The organism is Armatimonadota bacterium, from assembly GCA_016223145.1.
Lineage (GTDB): Bacteria > Armatimonadota > Fimbriimonadia > Fimbriimonadales > Fimbriimonadaceae > Nitrosymbiomonas.
On the sequence record JACRPN010000014.1, the window covers coordinates 119,780 to 137,023 of the forward strand.

The 17,244-nt window shown below is 62.1% G+C and carries 17 protein-coding genes; 10 read left to right on the forward strand and 7 right to left on the reverse strand.

Features of this window, described 5'->3' with window-relative positions; translation table 11 throughout:
* The 3 genes from HZC36_13090 to HZC36_13100 are packed head-to-tail and all read right to left on the reverse strand — an operon-like array spanning position 1 to position 2,815.
* Positions 1–777, reverse strand: a complete 777-nt coding sequence (locus HZC36_13090) for an ABC transporter permease (GenBank protein ID MBI5707913.1) — start codon at positions 775–777, stop codon at positions 1–3.
* Positions 774–1,685 carry an ABC transporter ATP-binding protein gene (locus HZC36_13095; GenBank protein ID MBI5707914.1) on the reverse strand — a complete coding sequence of 304 codons (912 nt, stop codon included), beginning with the start codon at positions 1,683–1,685 and terminating at the stop codon, positions 774–776. The genes HZC36_13090 and HZC36_13095 overlap by 4 nt, the downstream gene beginning before the upstream one ends.
* A gap of 44 nt (positions 1,686–1,729) precedes the next feature.
* Positions 1,730–2,815, reverse strand: coding sequence for an aromatic ring-hydroxylating dioxygenase subunit alpha (locus HZC36_13100; protein ID MBI5707915.1), 1,086 nt, complete (start codon positions 2,813–2,815; stop codon positions 1,730–1,732).
* A gap of 118 nt (positions 2,816–2,933) precedes the next feature.
* Between HZC36_13100 and HZC36_13105 the strand changes: the two genes are divergently transcribed.
* A complete protein-coding gene (locus HZC36_13105; protein ID MBI5707916.1) occupies positions 2,934–6,038 on the forward strand; it encodes a PD40 domain-containing protein in 3,105 nt (1,034 codons plus the stop codon).
* 275 nt (positions 6,039–6,313) lie between these two features.
* Here HZC36_13105 and HZC36_13110 read toward each other — a convergent pair whose 3' ends face one another.
* Positions 6,314–6,922: a hypothetical protein gene (locus HZC36_13110; protein ID MBI5707917.1), complete on the reverse strand. Its 609-nt coding sequence runs from the start codon at positions 6,920–6,922 to the stop codon at positions 6,314–6,316.
* Between the two features lie 152 nt (positions 6,923–7,074).
* Between HZC36_13110 and HZC36_13115 the strand changes: the two genes are divergently transcribed.
* Positions 7,075–8,262 carry an acyl-CoA dehydrogenase family protein gene (locus tag HZC36_13115; protein ID MBI5707918.1) on the forward strand — a complete coding sequence of 396 codons (1,188 nt, stop codon included), beginning with the start codon at positions 7,075–7,077 and terminating at the stop codon, positions 8,260–8,262.
* Between the two features lie 305 nt (positions 8,263–8,567).
* Here HZC36_13115 and HZC36_13120 read toward each other — a convergent pair whose 3' ends face one another.
* Positions 8,568–9,032, reverse strand: coding sequence for a hypothetical protein (locus HZC36_13120; GenBank protein MBI5707919.1), 465 nt, complete (start codon positions 9,030–9,032; stop codon positions 8,568–8,570).
* A 71-nt stretch (positions 9,033–9,103) separates the two neighbouring features.
* Between HZC36_13120 and HZC36_13125 the strand changes: the two genes are divergently transcribed.
* Positions 9,104–9,394 (forward strand): hypothetical protein, encoded by a 291-nt coding sequence (locus HZC36_13125; GenBank protein ID MBI5707920.1) that lies wholly within the window; start codon positions 9,104–9,106, stop codon positions 9,392–9,394.
* A gap of 58 nt (positions 9,395–9,452) precedes the next feature.
* Positions 9,453–9,953, forward strand: coding sequence for a type II secretion system major pseudopilin GspG (gene gspG, locus HZC36_13130; protein MBI5707921.1), 501 nt, complete (start codon positions 9,453–9,455; stop codon positions 9,951–9,953).
* On the opposite strand, the gene HZC36_13135 is transcribed toward gspG, so the two are convergent.
* Positions 9,934–10,995, reverse strand: coding sequence for a DUF1731 domain-containing protein (locus HZC36_13135; GenBank protein ID MBI5707922.1), 1,062 nt, complete (start codon positions 10,993–10,995; stop codon positions 9,934–9,936). The two genes, gspG and HZC36_13135, sit on opposite strands and share 20 nt — an antisense overlap.
* A gap of 95 nt (positions 10,996–11,090) precedes the next feature.
* Here HZC36_13135 and HZC36_13140 point away from each other — a divergent pair, with 95 nt between their 5' ends.
* The 6 genes from HZC36_13140 (at position 11,091) to HZC36_13165 (ending at position 15,731) form a co-directional block, all read left to right on the forward strand.
* Positions 11,091–11,393: a hypothetical protein gene (locus HZC36_13140; GenBank protein MBI5707923.1), complete on the forward strand. Its 303-nt coding sequence runs from the start codon at positions 11,091–11,093 to the stop codon at positions 11,391–11,393.
* Positions 11,394–11,459: 66 nt separating this feature from the next.
* Positions 11,460–12,476, forward strand: coding sequence for an adenylosuccinate lyase (gene purB / locus HZC36_13145; GenBank protein ID MBI5707924.1), 1,017 nt, complete (start codon positions 11,460–11,462; stop codon positions 12,474–12,476).
* A 38-nt stretch (positions 12,477–12,514) separates the two neighbouring features.
* The gene (locus HZC36_13150) at positions 12,515–12,805 is read left to right on the forward strand and encodes a nucleotidyltransferase family protein (GenBank protein MBI5707925.1); all 291 of its coding nucleotides are present in this window, start codon (positions 12,515–12,517) and stop codon (positions 12,803–12,805) included.
* Positions 12,798–13,142 carry a DUF86 domain-containing protein gene (locus HZC36_13155; protein MBI5707926.1) on the forward strand — a complete coding sequence of 115 codons (345 nt, stop codon included), beginning with the start codon at positions 12,798–12,800 and terminating at the stop codon, positions 13,140–13,142. Before HZC36_13150 ends, HZC36_13155 begins: the two co-directional genes overlap by 8 nt.
* 71 nt (positions 13,143–13,213) lie before the next feature.
* Complete coding sequence (locus tag HZC36_13160) at positions 13,214–14,458, forward strand: replication-associated recombination protein A (protein ID MBI5707927.1); 1,245 nt, start codon at positions 13,214–13,216, stop codon at positions 14,456–14,458.
* Between the two features lie 79 nt (positions 14,459–14,537).
* Complete coding sequence (locus HZC36_13165; protein ID MBI5707928.1) at positions 14,538–15,731, forward strand: hypothetical protein; 1,194 nt, start codon at positions 14,538–14,540, stop codon at positions 15,729–15,731.
* A 106-nt stretch (positions 15,732–15,837) separates the two neighbouring features.
* Here HZC36_13165 and purD read toward each other — a convergent pair whose 3' ends face one another.
* Positions 15,838–17,097, reverse strand: a complete 1,260-nt coding sequence (gene purD / locus HZC36_13170) for a phosphoribosylamine--glycine ligase (protein MBI5707929.1) — start codon at positions 17,095–17,097, stop codon at positions 15,838–15,840.
* Positions 17,098–17,244: the final 147 nt, after the last annotated feature.

Genomic DNA, 17,244 nt, shown 5'->3' on the forward strand with positions numbered 1-17,244 from the left:
TCACAAGCCCTGCTTCCTGAACTTGAGCCAGGCGAAACCGAGCATACAGCTTGAGTAGATCGCCATGTAGGCGGCGAGCGCGAGCATCACCCACATGGGCGCCGCCTGCCAGCCCACATACGCCACCCGGCCGCCCAGGTCGAAGAGGCTAAACTGCGGCAGCATCGCGTTCAGCAGCTTGTAGCCCACCTGCCCTTGTGAACCCGAATTCGCATAGGCCATCTGCAGCGCCCGCGTGACCGTGCTGGACCCCAGAGCCAGAATCAGGGTCACCGTCACCGAAGCTTGTTGGGTCATGAAGGTGCTGATCATGAGGCCCACCGCGCACAACATCGCGAGCCCCATCAGCTTGGCGAGCACGAACTGCGCCATGATCGCTTCCCAGCCCACGCCAAAGGTGGCCAGCGCGACGCCGGTTAGGAGCGCCAACACAAGGAACGCCACCCAGGACACCAGGACAGCGCCGAAGAACTTGCCGACGAGGAAATCGAACCGGGAAATGGGCCGGGCCAGTAGCGGATACAGGGTTCGGTTGCGCACTTCGTCTGGGATCACGCGGCAGGCCACGATCACCGTCAGGAAGGTGGAGAACAGGCTGAGCACGGAGACGGCGAGGTCCTTTGCGAAGATCTCCAGCCCGCTGAAACCGAAGATGCCGAGTAAGCCGGCAAACGCCACTACCAGGCCACCGAGGATCGCCACAACCCACAGGTCCTTGCGGCGAACAGACTCCAAGACCACGCCCCAAGCGATACCACCCCAAACCCCCGGCTTCATGCGGCCCTCCGAATCGTGTCGATAAAGTAGTCCTCCAAAGATCCCTCCGAAGCCTCGACGTCCACGATTGTCGCACCGGATGCCGCAAGGCGCTGAAGCCCTTGAAGGAACGCGTCCTTGGTGGCAAAAGACGCCTCCCAGGGTCCATCCGGGCTGCGCGACGGCTCAGCGCAGAGCCCTGACAAGTCGCAGGTTCCCAGGTAGGCGATCCTGAACGCCTGTAGCTCCTCCCTAAGGTCACCGATCTGGCGCTCTTCGATCAACTGTCCTTGATGGATCACCAGGATCCGCGCGCAGAGGCTCTCCACCTCCGCCAATTCGTGGCTGGAGAAGAACAGCGTGCAGCCCTGCCTCTGCTTCTCCAAGAGGACTTCGCGCAACTCCTTGCGGCCGATGGGGTCGAGGCCACTGGTCACCTCGTCGAGGATCAAGACGTCAGGGCTGCCCAAAAGGGCCTGCGCGATGCCGACGCGCTGGAGCATCCCCTTAGAAAGGGTGCGGTTGTGCTTCTTGAGCGCGCCTCCAAGCCCCAGCGAGGTCAGAAGCCGCTCCGCCTCGGACTTCAACGGGTTCCCCTTCAGACCCTGAAGCCGCCCATACAGGCAGAGCGTTTCCAGCGGTGTGAGAAACGGATAGTACATCGCGACTTCGGGCAAATAGCCCACGCGCCCCTTGGCCGCCAGACTGCCGGCAGGTTCGCCATGGATGGAACATGTGCCGGACTCGGGCGCGACAAACCCCATCAGCGCCTTGATCGTGGAGCTTTTGCCGGCGCCGTTGGGACCAAGGAAGCCCACGATCTCGCCGGGCTGGACCTCAAACGACAGCCCTTGAACGGCGTGAACGGACGCACCGTTCTTGGCGCGATATCGCACGTGAAGGTCGGAAACAGAAATCGCGGCAGGCATGGCCTGGTAAAAGTATCGGCACACTGGCCCGATGCCGCAGGGCGCTAACCGAGGAACTCGGCGATCAAGCGGTGGAAATGGTGGGTTCCATCCTCGCGTGTGGGCGAGTATCGGCCCCGGTCATACAGCCGCGAACGGAGACCTTTTTGCACCAACTCGACGATCGCCTCGTCCTCGCGCTCGACGCGGTCCAGATCGCCACCGGCGCCCTGTCCCAGACGATCCGGCCGCCAGACGTAGGGGATGAACGTCACCTTGGTCAGGTCCGGTGCGATCGGGCGGACGACGTTTACAGAGAGCCCCCAAGGATAGAAGTTGAACATCAGGTTGGGGAAGAACCAGAAATAGTAGGCCGACACGTTCCTGCCCAGGTCCGGGGAGCCCGGGGGAAGCTCGAAGCAATCCTCGCCGTCCTTGCCGATCCCAAGCTGCAGGGTGCCATACCGAAATCGCTCGACCTCGTACTGGCTGTAGTCAAGAGCGGCGTTCAGGGCAGGGTGGATGTAGGGAATGTGGAAGCCTTCGAGGTAGTTGTCGCAATAGAGCGCCCAATGTCCGCGAACCAGGTACTCCCGCCCCCGGGCGGGGTCATGGACGAACTCCTTGATCGGGAGCCAGCCCACCCGCGAGAGCATCGGCTCGAACCAGTTCTCAAAGGAATCTGCCGGCTGGATCGAGGTGAAGAGCATGTTGCCCCAGGACTTCAGCTCGGTGCTTGCCAGGTCATCCTTGGCGCAAGGGAAGCCTTCACAGCCCTCAAATTCGGGCATGGACTGAAAGGCGCCGTCGAGGCCGAACTTGCGCCCATGGTATCGGCACCGCAGGCTCGCCCGCTCCACGCCCGCGCCCTCGACCACAAGGTTGCCCCGGTGCGTACACACGTTTGAGAGGCAATGAAGCTGGTCCTTGGTGTCGCGTGTGAGCACGAGCGGCTCGTCGAGGCACCCTTCGAGCAGCGTGAACGGCTGCACGGAGCCTGGCGATTTCAGGCTGGAGTTGTCGCCGATCCACTGCCAGCTCCGCGCGAAGATGCGGTCCTTGCTGTCTTCGTAAGCGGCGGGGTCCGTGTACCACCGCGCGGGCGGCGTCCAGGCTTTGCGGATGTCGGCGTCGATCTCGAAGTGGGCCACAAGCCCATTATGAAGACAGGAATTTGGGCGCCGCCTGACGAACTGATGGCGCAACACCATGTTGGCAGCCCTCGTCTTCTCGTCCGTCGTTCTGGCTCCACAAACAGCGAGCCCATTCATGCGCGATCCCGACCTGTATGGCGGCGAGGCCGTGTTCACGTGTGAAGGCGATCTCTGGCTGGGGAGCCTGCACCACAAGACCGCCGAGCGGCTCACACGTCACGAGGGCCGCGAATACGCCGCTAAGTTCTCGCCGGAGGGTTCGAGGATCGCCTTTTCAGCCCAATACGACGGCGCCGATGAGGTCTATGTGATGCCTGTGTCGGGTGGAGCCCCAAGACGCCTGACCTACCGGAACTCCCTTGCCGAACCGCTGGGATGGTCGCCTGACGGAAACTCGGTGCTGGTGCGGGTGCGCGGGGTGCTCGCCGGCTTTGAGCTCTACAAGGTCCCAGCAGAGGGCGGCGTGCTTGAGAAGCTCCCGATCGAATTCGCCGCGCACGCGTCGTTCGGGAATGAGGGACAGTTGGCGTTCACCCGCTTCAACCGTTCGGCAAACGCGTGGTTCCACTACACTGGCGGGCTGCAGAACGGCATCTGGGTGGGCGACCTCAAGACGAAGAGCTTCAAGGAGGTCTATCGGGGCCATGGGACCGCCGAGTACCCGGTGATCGCCCGCAACCGCGTCTGGTTTGTCGAGGAGGCCAAGGGCAAATTCAGCCTCAAATCGGCGCTTCTCAACGGCAGGGAACCGCTCAAGCTGGTGGAGGATTCACCGATGGAGATTCGGGCGCTGCAGACCGACGGCTCCCGCCTGATTTACGAGCGGGGAAGGGGCATAGAGATCGCGAACCCCGAGACCGGGAAGCTGGAGTGGGTCCGGTTTGACCTGAAGTCGGACCTAATGCACACCCGCCCATACCGTGTTCCGGCGAGCCAAGTGGTGGAGGCGCCGAGCCTTGGGCCCACCGGAAAGCGGGTGTTTGCAGCCTCTCGTGGCCAGATCATTTCGCTCCCTGCCGGCGAGGGCGAAGCCAAAGTACTGGTAGCGAAGTCTGGCGTGCGCTATGGACTGCCTGCCCTTTCGCCAGATTCGAGGTCGTTGGCATACGTCGGAGATGAGACCGGCGAGCAGCAACTCTACGTCGCCGGAGCTGACGGCTCGAACCCGAAGCAGCTCACCAAAGACCTGAGCCGTCAGATTCGCAGCCTCCGCTGGTCGCCCGATTCCAAGTGGATCGCGCTCACCGACAGCGAAACGCGGCTCCGTCTGATTGCTGCAGATGGGAGCACTGATACGACTGTCGCCCTGGGTGAAAGCTGGGACGGCCCGGAGTTCGACTTCTCGCCGGATTCCAAATGGATCGCCGTCCAGGAGCTGGACACGTTCACCTACTTCCACCGCGTGGTTCTCTACGAGATCGCGACAGGCAAGAGGAGTCCGGTGATCCAGGGGCTTTCGGACGACTTTTCGCCGTCTTTCAGCGCCGACGGCAAGTGGCTGGCATTTCTATCAAAGCGGGTCTTTACGCCTCGGTGGGACGGCATCCAGAACCTGATGGCCACGGTGCTGACAGTTAGGCCCATCGTCGTCGCACTAAGAAACGATACGCCCAGCCCATTCGCGCCTAAAAACGAAGAGGAGGAGGCGGCCGCAGAAAAGAAGGACCCGCCCAAGGAGGACCCCTTCCGCGTCGATTTCGAGGGCATCGCTCAGCGCTGGTTCGAGGTGCCCACACCCGCGGGAGCCTATTCCAGGGCGTCTTTCGCCGGAGACCGGCTTTGCTTCTTGAGTGTAGAAGAGAGTGGTTCGACCCTGGCTTACTACGACCTCAAGGCCAAGGCGTTTGGCTCGCTCGGCGCGACATCCGCCTACAAGGTCTCGTCAGACGGCAAGAAGCTGCTGGTCGGCAGCGGCGCGAACCTGCAGGTCATCGATGCTACGGCCAAGAATGTGGACCCAAGCTCGGGCAAAGTGGGTTTCGGGGGCCTTCAGCTTACGATTGACCCCGTTGCCGAGTGGCGTCAGATCTTCTGGGACGCCTGGCGTCTCTGCCGTGACTATTTCTACGTGAAGAACATGCACGGCGCGGACTGGCCGGAGGTCGGCAAGAAGTACGCGCAATATCTTCCCAGCGTCCGCTCGCGCGATGAGCTCGACGAGTTGATCCGGTGGCTGCAGGCCGAGCTTGGCATCTCCCATTCCTTCCTTAGGACCGGTGACCGGAGGAGCCTGTACCGCGCCAACGCAGCGGGCTTTCTTGGGGTCGACCTGGAGCCCGATCCCTCCGGGTTCTATCGGATCGCCAAGGTGCTTTCCGGCGATGCGTTTCGTGAGGCGGACCGGTCCCCCTTGCTGGGTCCGGGCCTCGATGTGAAGCCCGGCAGCTTCCTGATTGAAGTGTCGGGAATCCCGGCGCGGGTTGGGACGGATTGGCAGGCGGGGCTCGTCGGCAGGGTTGGACAGATCGTGAGCGTGAAGGTGAACTCCGAGCCGAAGGCGGAAGGCGCGAAGGTTTACTACGTCAAGCCGATGGAGACCGAGCAGGACTTGCGCGTCCTGAGCTGGGAGCAGGCCAACCGGGAGTATGTCGACAAGGCCTCTGGCGGCAAACTCGGCTACATCCACCTCTCCTCGATGATCGCCCGAGACGTGGCCGACTTCGCCAAACAGTACTACGGCCAACGCAGCAAAGAGAGCATTGTGCTCGACATCCGCTACAACACGGGAGGAAACGTGTCCGACCTCATCGCCACCGTGCTCAAGCAGAAGCCGGTCGTGCTCTGGAACCAGCGAAACGCCCCATCCTTCTGGACCCGTCAGCAGGATTTCTTCCCAGGGCCGATCGCGTGCCTCGTCAACGAGTTCAATTACTCCGACGGCGAGGAGTTCCCGTACCAGTTCCGAAAGCTGGGGCTGGGCGCCATCATAGGACGTCGGACTCGGGGAGGGGAAGTTGGCTCCGATCCTGGCTGGCCGCTCGTCGATGGAGGACGGATCAGTGTGCCGAATTACGGCGCCTGGACCCCAGACGAGGGATGGATCATCGAGAGCAAGGGCGTCGAGCCCGATATCGACGTGCCGAGCGACCCGAACGCCTTCGCAAGAGGGCAAGACCCACAGCTCGACCGCGCGATCGCGGAGCTGCTTGCCCAGCTCAAGAAGAACCCTGCCAGACGCCCCATACAGCCTCCCGATCCGGTGAAGATCCCGCCGGGGTAGGGGGGCATTGAAGAGATGAGGTGATGGTGGGATAAAGAGATGATGGGAGGGAGGGCTGAGGACCACTCCCCGCCCAGGAGAGGGTCTGTGAGCGCTAGCGAACCAATAATCCCGATGAAGTCGGGACTGGGTGAAGGCTTCCTTTGCGCCTTTGCGGGAGATCCCTAGGGATGGGCCGTCTATAGCTCGCTCCGGAGTCTCCACCCCCAACCCCCTCCTCACTTACGAACCAAAACGAGGAGGGGGCTAATCGGCCAGACCCGTGGACCGGGGGATTACGCCCCGTCCTTCTTGTCTTTCTTCTTCATGGGCTCGCCCTTCATCTTTTCGAAGGCCGCGCGCTGCTCATCGGTCAAGAGCTTCTCGATCTTCTTTCCGGTCGCGACCTGAACCGCCTTGGCCGCTTTCTGCGTCGACTCATCGTGCGCGCCTGAGCTGAACACACCGTGCATCTCGTCAGCGCCAACCTCGAGGGCGCGTTCGACATCCTTGCGCTGCTTGTCGGTGAGCTTGAGCTGTTTGGCAATCTCGTCGTCAGCGACCGCGATCCCTCCGAGAACCTGGATCCAGCACTCGGTCAGGCGCTTGATCTGGGCGGCATCGAGGACCTTCATCGCCGCCTTTTCCATGCCCGCCATGTCTTCGCCGCCGTGCATCGTCACCATGATGCGATCGCCCTCGATGGTTAAGGCGCCTTCAAAACAGTCCACGATCTTCTGTGACTGGGCTGGGGTCAGCTTGATCTCAGCCCTGATCTCCGGCCCAAGGGCATAGAATATCTTCTTGCCGAGCATCATCTCGCGGGCCGGGGGCTCCTGAGCGATCGCCGGAAGCGCGCAGAGCAGGACGAAAAGAGTAAGCAGAGATTGAAGGGGTCGCTTCATGGCTGGGGATACCTGGATAGGTCCGGTCGAAGTTCCCAGGCGGAACGAGCCGGGACTTTCGGACCTTTGGCCGAGGCCTTTGAAGAGCAGTCCGAGCTGACCCAAGAGCGCTCTCAAAGCCGAAGACCCGCTCCCCAAAGTACACTCTGGGCATGGATTTCTCCCTCACAGCCGAGCACGAGCTGATCCGCGAATCGGCGCAGAAGTTTGCACAGACCGTCATCGTCCCCGGCATCAGGGAGCGGGACCGCGAGGCCAAAGCCGACCCGTCGTTCCTCAAGGAGCTTGGCAGATCGGGTCTTGCCGGGGTGAGCATCCCCGCCAAATACGGCGGGACCGACACAGATTACATCTCGCTGGGCATCGTGTGTGAGGAGCTGGAGCGCGGCGACAGCACGGCGCGCGTGGTCATGAGCGTTCACAGCGGCCTTCACTCCATGACGATCCTGCAATGGGGCACCGAAGAGCAGAAGCACCGCTGGCTGCCGGCGCTTGCATCGGGCGAAAAGATTGGCGCCTTCGGGCTCACCGAGCCGAACGTGGGTTCCGACGCGATCAACATCACTACCCGAGTGAGGCCAGACGGATCCGACTTCATCCTGAACGGCGAGAAGACCTGGATCAGCTTGGCGGACTTCGCCGACCAGTTCCTCGTCGTTGGTGTGATCGAGGATTCCAAGCCCAAGCAGCATGTGGCGTTCATCGTGGACCGCACCCTGCAAGGGTTCTCCAGCCGCCCAATTCACGGCAAGCTGGGCGTTCGGGCCGGAAATACGGGCAGCATCTTTTTCGATAACGTTCGCGTGCCAAAGGAGAACATGCTCGGCGAGATCGGCGACGGGTTCAAGATCGCGATGTCGGCCCTGGACCACGGCCGCTACACGGTTGCCAGCGGGGCCGTCGGCATCATCCAGGCCTGTCTGGACGCCTGCATCCCTTATTGCCACGACCGTAAGGTGAGCGGGGAGGAGATCGGGCGAAAGCAGCTTGTGCAGCAGATGATCGCTTCGATGGTGCAGGGCCGGGAGATCGGCAGGTTGCTTTATTACAAGGTCGGTTGGCTCAAGAATCAGGGGATTCGGCACACGAAGGAGGTCTCGCTCGCGAAGTGGACGAACTGTGCGGCGGCGTTCGACGCTGCGCACAAGGCGATCGAGGTTCACGGGGCCTATGGGTATTGCGACGAATTCCCGGTGGAGCGTTACTTCCGGAACAGCCGCGGCGCGATGATCTATGAAGGCACTCACGAGATCCATACGCTGATGCAGGCGGAGTACGAGCTGGGATACCGCGAGGACCGCCCCCTCCGGCACAGTCTGCCGGCGTGGCCCGTGAAGTAATGGCAGCAGAATTACCGCACCATCCGCAACACGCCTGATTTGGGCCGCCAGGCTCACCGGCGCAGGCACGGAACCTGCGGCTACGGACGGCAAACTCAATTGTAACTCTGATGAACGCAGACACGGAACCTGCGGCCACGGGTTCACATAGCTACCGGCTGTCTTGGCTACGGTGTCTGGTGGCAGCAGAGGGATGATCTTGGAGGCCCAAAGGGCCGTTGGGTGGAATCTAGGGGCAACGCTCTGGCTGGTGGCGCGCCTAAGAATCACGAGCCATGGAAGGGCAGCAATCCGGCTAGTCGTTCTTAATCCGTACCGGACCGGTCGTCTCCAAATGGAACGGGCAGGAACCGGCTGAACAGCCGGGGCCTGATGATGACCGCTGTCTGGACAATAGTCATCCCCACTGCGACGCCGAATACGATCCGATAGTACTGGGAGTCTCCCGGAGAGGTGAATCTGGGTGGAACAGCAACTAGGGCGACCGCCAGGAAAGCAAAAGCTGATTGCACTCGCTCCCACTGGCCCCATGCCGCCATGCCCGCCAATGTGAGAAGAAGCACGATATTGGTGATGATGATCGTGATTTGAAGCCAGACCGGGATTCCAGACCCTTTGGCCGCTGCGACGAACTCATCCGGATAGTGGCGCACGGCGACCCAAGAGCTCGAGCAGGCGAATCCCCCGGGCAGAAGGACCATCACAATTCGCGCAATGGCATCTCCTGTCCGAGTCTTGAGAAGGTCCTTGTTCCAAATGGAGCTCCTCATCGTACTTTGACTTTACCCTTGTGGCGGGCACAGACCTCAATATTGGCTCCGCTAACGTTTGGTGTACCTTCGTGCGTCTAAAGGGCATGAAGCCGATGTTCTTCATGATCCGCGACTGGTGGAGCCAGTGGGCGGTCGACCGCGCCGGAGAGGAAACCGGCCGCCACCGGCCCCTGGAGCTTCGCACGATGCTGGGAACCGGCGAAATCACGCCCAACACTTGGCTGCGGCATATCTGGACCCGCCGCTATGCTCTGGCGGGTGAGGTCCTGTTCATGAACGACCTCGCCAGCGAAGAGGAGTTCGAGAAGTGGTTTCCTGTGCGGCGCGTTTGCCGCGTCACGGCAGGAAAGCCGAGTTAAGAATTGTGGGCCGACTGGAAGGCATTCGTTAACGCCTTCGTTCTGAGATGAACGGCGTTTGCCCAGTTTCGTCAAGACCGGTATGCGCCCGTACAGCGAGCATCTTCCGCCGGAGCGGCGCCGTCGCACCCAGTGGACCGGCCTGCTGTTCCTGACGATTATCACGGCTATCGGACTGTGGGCGATGATCGTTCCTCGATACTACCGCCGCATCGAGGCGGCCAAGGAGGCGAAGGCTCACGACGACCTCGCGACCTTGGGCAAGGTGCTTGAGACCTATCGCGACGACGTGGGCCATTGGCCCACATCCTCGGCGGGCCTCGACGCATTGCTCGTGAAGCCTGCCGGCGATCAGGGCTGGCGCGGTCCCTACGTCTCTCCGTCCATCCCGCTCGATCCCTGGGGGAACCCCTACGGCTATGAGCCGTTTGCCACGGGCGGCAGACAGCAGGTCCGGCTGGTCTGCTTGGGGTCCGACGGCTGTTCCGGTGGCGAGGGATCTTCGGAAGACCTCGAATGGAGGTCGGACACAGGGTCGCTCAGTTTCGGTCCGAGGTGAGGGACTGGATGGCATCTTCAAGCTTCGGAAAATCGAACTGAAACCTCACTTCAATCAGCTTGAAAGGAATAACCCTTTGGCTCTGGAGAATCAGTTCCGCCTCCGTCCCCATCAAGGCCGATCCGATTCGAAGTGCCGCAACAGGGACGGGAGGGCTCCAAGGCCGGTGAGCCGCATTGCGCAGCGTTGCCATTAGGTTCTTGTTTCTCACGGGCTCGGGCGCGGCCAGGTTGAATGGCCCTTCGGCCCCGCTGTTATCGAGGAGAAAGAGCACCGCCCGAACCCAATCCTCCACATGAATCCAACTGAAGAACTGCTTGCCTGATCCTGCAGCACCGCCAAGGCCGAGCCTGGTGAGCCTCCAGAGCTTTGGGAATGCCCCTGAGTGCCGACTCAGGACGACGGCGGTCCGAAGAACGACTTTTCGTGTGTAAGGCGTTTCTGCCTCGGCGCAGGCTGCCTCCCAGAGCCTGCAGCTTGTCGCCATGAACGCGGTGACAGACCCATCCAGACCACCTCGCCCCTTTGGGGAGAGGTCGGTGAGCGAAGCGAACCGGGTCAGGGTGTCTGGTTCCACACCCTCGCCGAAGGATCGGGGTGTCGCAGGGAAGGGCACAGCCCCTTCGTCGAGCTCCCAATCGCCTCCGTCGCCATAGACCCCGATCGCGCTGGCTTGCAGCCACACTTTTGGAGGCTCCTTGCAAGCAGCGATCGCCTGGCCGATGACCTTTGTAGATTCCACCCTCGACTCCAGGATCTGCCGCCTGTTTTCGGGCGTGAACCGGCAGTCAATGCTCCGTCCCGCGAGGTTGATGACGGCCGTCGCCCCTTCGAGCGATGCCGTCCACGAGCCCAGAGTTTTGGCGTCCCACACGATCGTTGTGGGCCGGAAATCAGAGTTCGGCGTGTGAAGGGTCGAGGCGCCTTCGTGCGACGTTCGGCGCGAGAGCATCACGACCTCGCACCCTGCTTCCACGAGCTTCGCCTTCAGGGCTCCCCCAAGAAAGCCGATTCCTCCAGCGATGACGATCGTCCCGGACACGCCACATTATGGACCGAGACCGGAGACTCCAAATCGATTGGATGCTCGCGGCGTGAGCGATGCTGTTCCCTGGCCCCCAGGTACCCTAACTCCCTATGCTCGATCGCTACTGCACGCCCGCGATGACCGCGCTTTGGAGCCGCCAGGCCAAGTATCAGCGGTGGCTGGAGGTCGAGTTGGCGATCTGCCGGGCTTGGGCCGCTGCCGGTGTGATTCCCGAAGCTGATCTGAAGGCGATTGATGCCAGGTCCGCCTTCGATCTGGCGCGGTGCGACGAGATCGAGAAGGAGACGCGCCACGATCTCGCGGCGTTCGTGAGGAATCTCGAGGAGAGCGTGAACCGGCCGGATCTCCCTCCCCAACCCCTCCCTCATCAATCCCAGAGGCTTGACGAGTGAGGGACTCCGGAGTCTCCCTCCCCAACCCCTCCCTCATTTTCGCTTCACAAAAACGAGGGAGGGGCTTTGCCCGGACGCTGGATTCACTTCGGCGTGACCAGCTACGACGTCATCGACACGGCGCTCGGCCTGATGCTCCGCGACTCATGCAGTGTTCTTCTCGCCTCCCTAGGCAATCTGAAATCTCAAATCTCAAATCTGAAATCGAAATGGGGAAGCACGCCGATGATTGGCCGGACCCACGGCATCCACGCCGAGCCGATCACGTTCGGCCACAAGCTGGGCGGCTGGCTGGCGGAACTGGAGAGGAGCGAGGAGCGCCTGAAGTCAAGTAAGAGGGAAGTGGCGGTCGGCAAGATCAGCGGCGCAGTTGGGATCCATGCGCACGTTTCGCCTGAGATGGAGGCTGCCATTTGCGGCAGTCTGGGGCTGACCGCGGACCCCTACAGCACGCAGATCGTCAACCGCGACCGCATGGCGAACCTCTTGACGGTCATGGCGGTACTTGCGGGCGGGCTCGAGCGTATCGCCACTGAGCTGAGAAACCTCCAGCGGACCGAGATATTGGAGGTTCAGGAGGGGTTCGAGGCCGGCCAGATCGGCTCGAGCGCGATGCCGCACAAGCGCAACCCGTGGAACTCCGAGACGGTGTGCGGTCTGGCTCGCGTGGTGCGCGGAAACGCCCACGCCATGCTTGAAACGGTCGCCACCTGGCACGAGCGCGATCTGACGAACTCCTCGCTAGAGCGTGTCGTTCTGCCGGACACGTTTCAACTGCTCGACTTCATGCTGAACCGTCTGGCGAAGATCCTGAGCGGGCTCCAGGTCTTCCCCGAGACCATGGCGAAGAACCTGCGGCTCATGGGCGACCTGGTGTTCAGCGAGCACCTGATGGTGGCGCTCATCCGCAAGGGCATGACCCGGAAGGACGCCTACAAGGTCGCCCAGCGCAATGCCGCGCTAGCTTGGGAAGGGAAGGACTTCAAGACCTCGGTGGAGGCCGACCCGGACGTCCAATCCCGCCTGGACGCTAAGGAGATCGAGGAGGTGTTCAGTCTGGGGCACCACTTGAGGTTTGGGTAGGTCATGCCGATGGGATGCCCCATAATGTGAGAGGCGCCATGACGCTCGAACAGATTGAAACGATCCTCGGCAAGAACAAGCATCGCCTTGACGCATTCGGCGTCAAGTCACTCAGGTTGTTTGGCTCGTTCGCTCGCGGCGAGGATCGTCAGGACAGCGACGTGGACGTGCTTGTCGAGTTCGAGGGTCCCGCCACCTTCAGCGGATATATGGGCCTCTCCGATTTCCTCGAAGACGTACTCGGGCGCAAGGTCGACTTGGTCACGACGAAGGCACTTCGCGAGCCCATTCGTGACGAGATACTCCGAGAGGCAAAGCGCGTTGCGTAGGGAGGTTCTGTACCTGCGGGACGTCGAGGACGCTTGCCGAAAAGTGATTGCGCGAACGGCATCGGTTGAGCGCGCCGCGTTCTTTTCCGACGACCTTCTTTACGATGCAGTTATCCGGAGGCTCGAGATCATCGGCGAGGCCGTCAAGCAGCTCCCGGAGTCGATAACGAGCCGGCGTCCCGATATCGAGTGGCAACAGATCGGACGGTTCAGAGACAAGGTGGCCCACCATTACTTCGGCCTTGACGAGGACATTATCTGGGAGGTTGTCTCGGCAAAGGTGCCGGAGTTGCTCGCCGTCGTCGTTCAGATCCTGGCGGAAGAGGTCGCCGAGTGAACTCAGAGACGCTGTTCGAAGAGCCGAGTGAGGGTCAGCTTAAGCCCGAATGGGAGCCGCTCGCCTCGCGCATGCGCCCAAGGACCCTCGACGAATTCGTCGGCCAGGGCCACCTGCTTGGAAAGGACTCTGCGCTCAAGAAGGCGATCGAAGAGGGACGTCTCGGCTCAGTGGTCCTTTGGGCGCCGCCGGGCTGCGGCAAGACCACACTCGCCTACCTCATCGCCAACTACGCCCACGCCCACGCCGAAGCCAGAAGCGCCGTGACCAGCGGCGTCGCCGAGGTGCGCAAAATCGCCGAAGAGGCGGGGAGGCGGCTGCGGTCCAGGAAGCAGCGGACGCTGCTCATTCTCGACGAGATCCACCACTTCAACCGCACCCAGCAGGACTCGCTGCTAGGATACGTGGAGGACGGTCTGCTGATGCTGGTCGGCGTCACGACCGAGAACCCGTTCTTCGTCATGGCGCCTGCGCTGCTCTCTCGCGCGCGAGTCCTGCCGATGAAGCCGCTGGAGAGCGCCGACGTAGAGGATCTGGTCGAGCGCGCACTTTCCGATGAAGAGCGCGGTCTGGGCGGCCGGCGGTTGACGCTGAGCGAAGAAGCCAAGCGTCACTTGGTCGCCTGCGCGAACGGCGACGCTCGGCTGGCGCTGAACGTTTTGGAAGCCGCCAGCCTGCTTGCTGAGGACGGCGCGGAGCTTCAGCTCGAGTTGATCGAGCAGGTCATTCAAAAGCCTCAGGTCCGCTATGACCAGCAAGGCGACTACCACTTCGACACCATCTCGGCGTTCATCAAGTCGGTTAGGGGTTCGGACGCCGACGCGGCGCTGCACTATCTCAGCCGGATGCTCGTTGCCGGCGAAGACCCGAGGTTCATCATGCGCAGACTGCTGATCCTCGCAAGCGAGGACGTCGGCAACGCAGACCCGCAGGGCCTAGTGGTCGCTGCCGCCGCGGCGCAGGCGGTCGAAAGAGTCGGGATGCCTGAGGCGCAGATCATCCTCGCGCAAGCCACGACCTATCTGGCCTCAGCCCCCAAGAGCAACCGAAGCTACATGGCGCTCGAAAAGGCGAAGAAAGACGCCGAGGGCAAACCGTATCCGCCCATCCCGCTTCACCTGAGGAACGCCCCCGTGAAAGCGATGAAGAAGATGGGCCATTCGGTTGGCTACAAGTACCCGCACGACTTCCCGGGAGGATGGGTGGAGCAACCTTACATGCCCGAGGGTTCGTTCGAGACGCCGTACTACGAGCCGAGCGACATCGGCTACGAGGCGCGGATCGTGGAGCGGCGCAAAGCGCGCAAAGCAACCTGAACCTGCTCCTGTGACGAATGTCAGTACCTTAGGCATCCAAAGTACATCTGATTAGGAGGTATTTCTAATGCGGATGTACATGTCTTCTTCTTGTCTCTTCTTTTCTTCGTTGAACCTGCGGGCGCGCAAGAGCGTCGCCCTGTTCCTGACTCTGTGTTTGCTCCTGTGCGGACCGGTCGCCCTCTATCGCCAGGCTCAAGCCATGCCGCAGTTTGCACGTGAATACGGCCTGCCGTGTCGCGCATGCCACGAGCACATCCCAAAGCTCAACGCCACAGGTGAACAGTTCGTCGCGAACGGCTATCGGATGCCTGGTCTGGAGAGAAAGCCGACGCTGCCCCTAACCCTTTGGGCCAGCGAGATCGGACAGTACCGGGCAGGAGCTGGGAGCGGCGCAAAGGCGGTTCTGAATCGCGCGAAGCTGGTCAGCGCCGGCCCTGTTGGCCCAAGAGGCTACACCATGATGGAGTGGAACCCCGCCATGATCGACTTTCAGTCCGACGGATCGACACGCGACACCAGCGGGCGGTTCGAGGATCTGTTCTTTGGGGTCTCCCTCGATCACGGCCTGGGCCTTCAGGTCGGGCAGTTCAGAATCATGTCCCAGATCGATGAATCGGGAAAGGTCTTCCTGACCGACCCGCCTGCTTTCGCGGCATCGGTTCCCGGCCGCAAGAGTTCCGACGCACGCACCCAGTCGCTCAACGGCTTTGCGCCAAGCGGACGGTCTCCGGCGATCCGGCTAACCAAGCACTGGCCCAAAGCAAAGGACTCCTACGAGGGCGCTTACGTGACGGCTGCGGCGGTGTTTCCAGGGGAGGCCTCCATTCCGACGACCGATCTCGCTCAGGAGACTGCGGACGCTCGTTTTGAGAGTTCTCCCAAGGGGTTCTTCGTCGAAGCGTACGAGAAGCGCGGCCTCGGCTCTTTCGGGGTGCATGGCTTCGTCGGCAACAACGCTCGCCGGGTCTTCGGGGTTCTTGGGCAGCGCCAATGGGGACAAACCCACGTCGAGGCGGGCCTGGTTCGCGCCGAATGGTCAGCAGGGAACGAGTGGAGATCGGACCTGTCCGTCGCATGGATTCCCTCCGACACGTGGGCGATGGGGATCCGTGCCGATCAACGCCACGTGGCTGGCGAGCCCGCCACGCTGGCCCCGCTGGCCAGCTTCGTGTTCCCAATCGGAGCGGCGACAGGAAGGTTCATCTTGGAGGGCCGAATCCGGCAGGGGGCGCCTGCGCTATGGCTGCTGGAATTCCGGGTTCTCTATTGAGTCAAAAAAAGGCCAGAATCACCGTAACCCTAGGCGAACTCCATGCATCAAAAGCAGAGGTAACACCGGATCGCGGTGATTCAGCACTCTTCTCGCCAATAGCGCGCTACGAGGATGGGCCCGATTGAGCGATATCGGCCCGCCAGCGGGCCCCCTCGAATTCGATGCAGCGCAGGTTTTGGTAGGCCAGTTGTCGAGCTTCTGAGAGGCTCGACGCCGCCGCAGTCACAGCCGCAACCCGTCCACCCGAGGTCACCAACTGCCCGTCCACAGACTTCGTCCCAGCGTGAAAGACCTGAACGCCAGAGTCGGGCTCCCTCAAGGTGACGGGCAGCCCGGTTTCGATGGGGCCGGGATAGCCTGAGCTGGCGACGACCACGGCCACGGCGGCATTGGCCTTGACCTGGATCGGCGGGATCGGTTCGGCCTTTGCTGCCGCCAAAAGGGCCGACGCCAAACCCCCGCCAAGACGCATCATCACGCTCTGGGTCTCCGGATCGCCGAACCGAACGTTGTACTCGATGCAGCGCGGCATGCCGTCCACGAGCATCAACCCCGAAAACAGGCATCCCTGAAATGGCGTACCGCGTTCCTGCATCAACCTCAACACGGGCGCGACGACGTATTCCTCGGTGCGCGCCACAAGGTTGGGGGTGACCCAATCAACGGGGCTGAAGCTGCCCATGCCGCCGGTGTTCGGACCGCGGTCGCCGTCGAGTGCCCGCTTGTAATCCTGGGCGACCGGGAGGCTCACGTAGTGGCCGCCGGAGCAGAGGGTAAGGAGGCTGAACTCTTCGCCCACCATTCGCTCCTCCAGGACGACGGTCCTTCCTGCTTCGCCAAAGGCATCGTCCACCATACATCTTTCGATCGCCTCGATGGCTTCGTCGAGCGTCGAAGTCATGATCGCGCCCTTTCCGAGCGCAGGACCGCTCGCTTTGACCACGAGCTGCCGCCCACTGGCGTAAGCCTCCCGTGCCGAATCCTCCGCTTCGTCCGGGTCGGTGAAGACCCGAAATCCTGCGGTCGGGATTCCCGCTTCCCGCATCACCTCTTTCGCAAAGGCCTTAGAGCCCTCCAGCTGGGCCGCGGCCATGCTGGGCCCGAACACCGTGACGCCATGGGCTCGCAACTGATCGGCAAGCCCTGCGATTAAGGGCGATTCCGGGCCGACGACGGCAAGGTCGATGCTCAGTCGGGCGCATTCTGCAGCGATCGAGTCGCCATCAGCCGGAGAGAAGGGCAGGAGCGTCGCCACCTCGGCGATTCCGGGGTTTCCTGGAGCGGCAAAGACCTCAGCCTCTTGTGACAGCTTCCACGCGAGGGCGTGTTCACGTCCTCCTGAGCCGACGACGAGAATGCGCATGAATGAATGCTACCGGAAGGAAGGAGAAAGGGGCAGAGGGACTGAGGAACCCGGAGACGCGGGGACGGAGGGACTTAGGGACTGAGGGACTCGGGGACTGAGGGACCTGGGAGTGATGGGATGAAGGGTGTAGAGATGATGGGATGT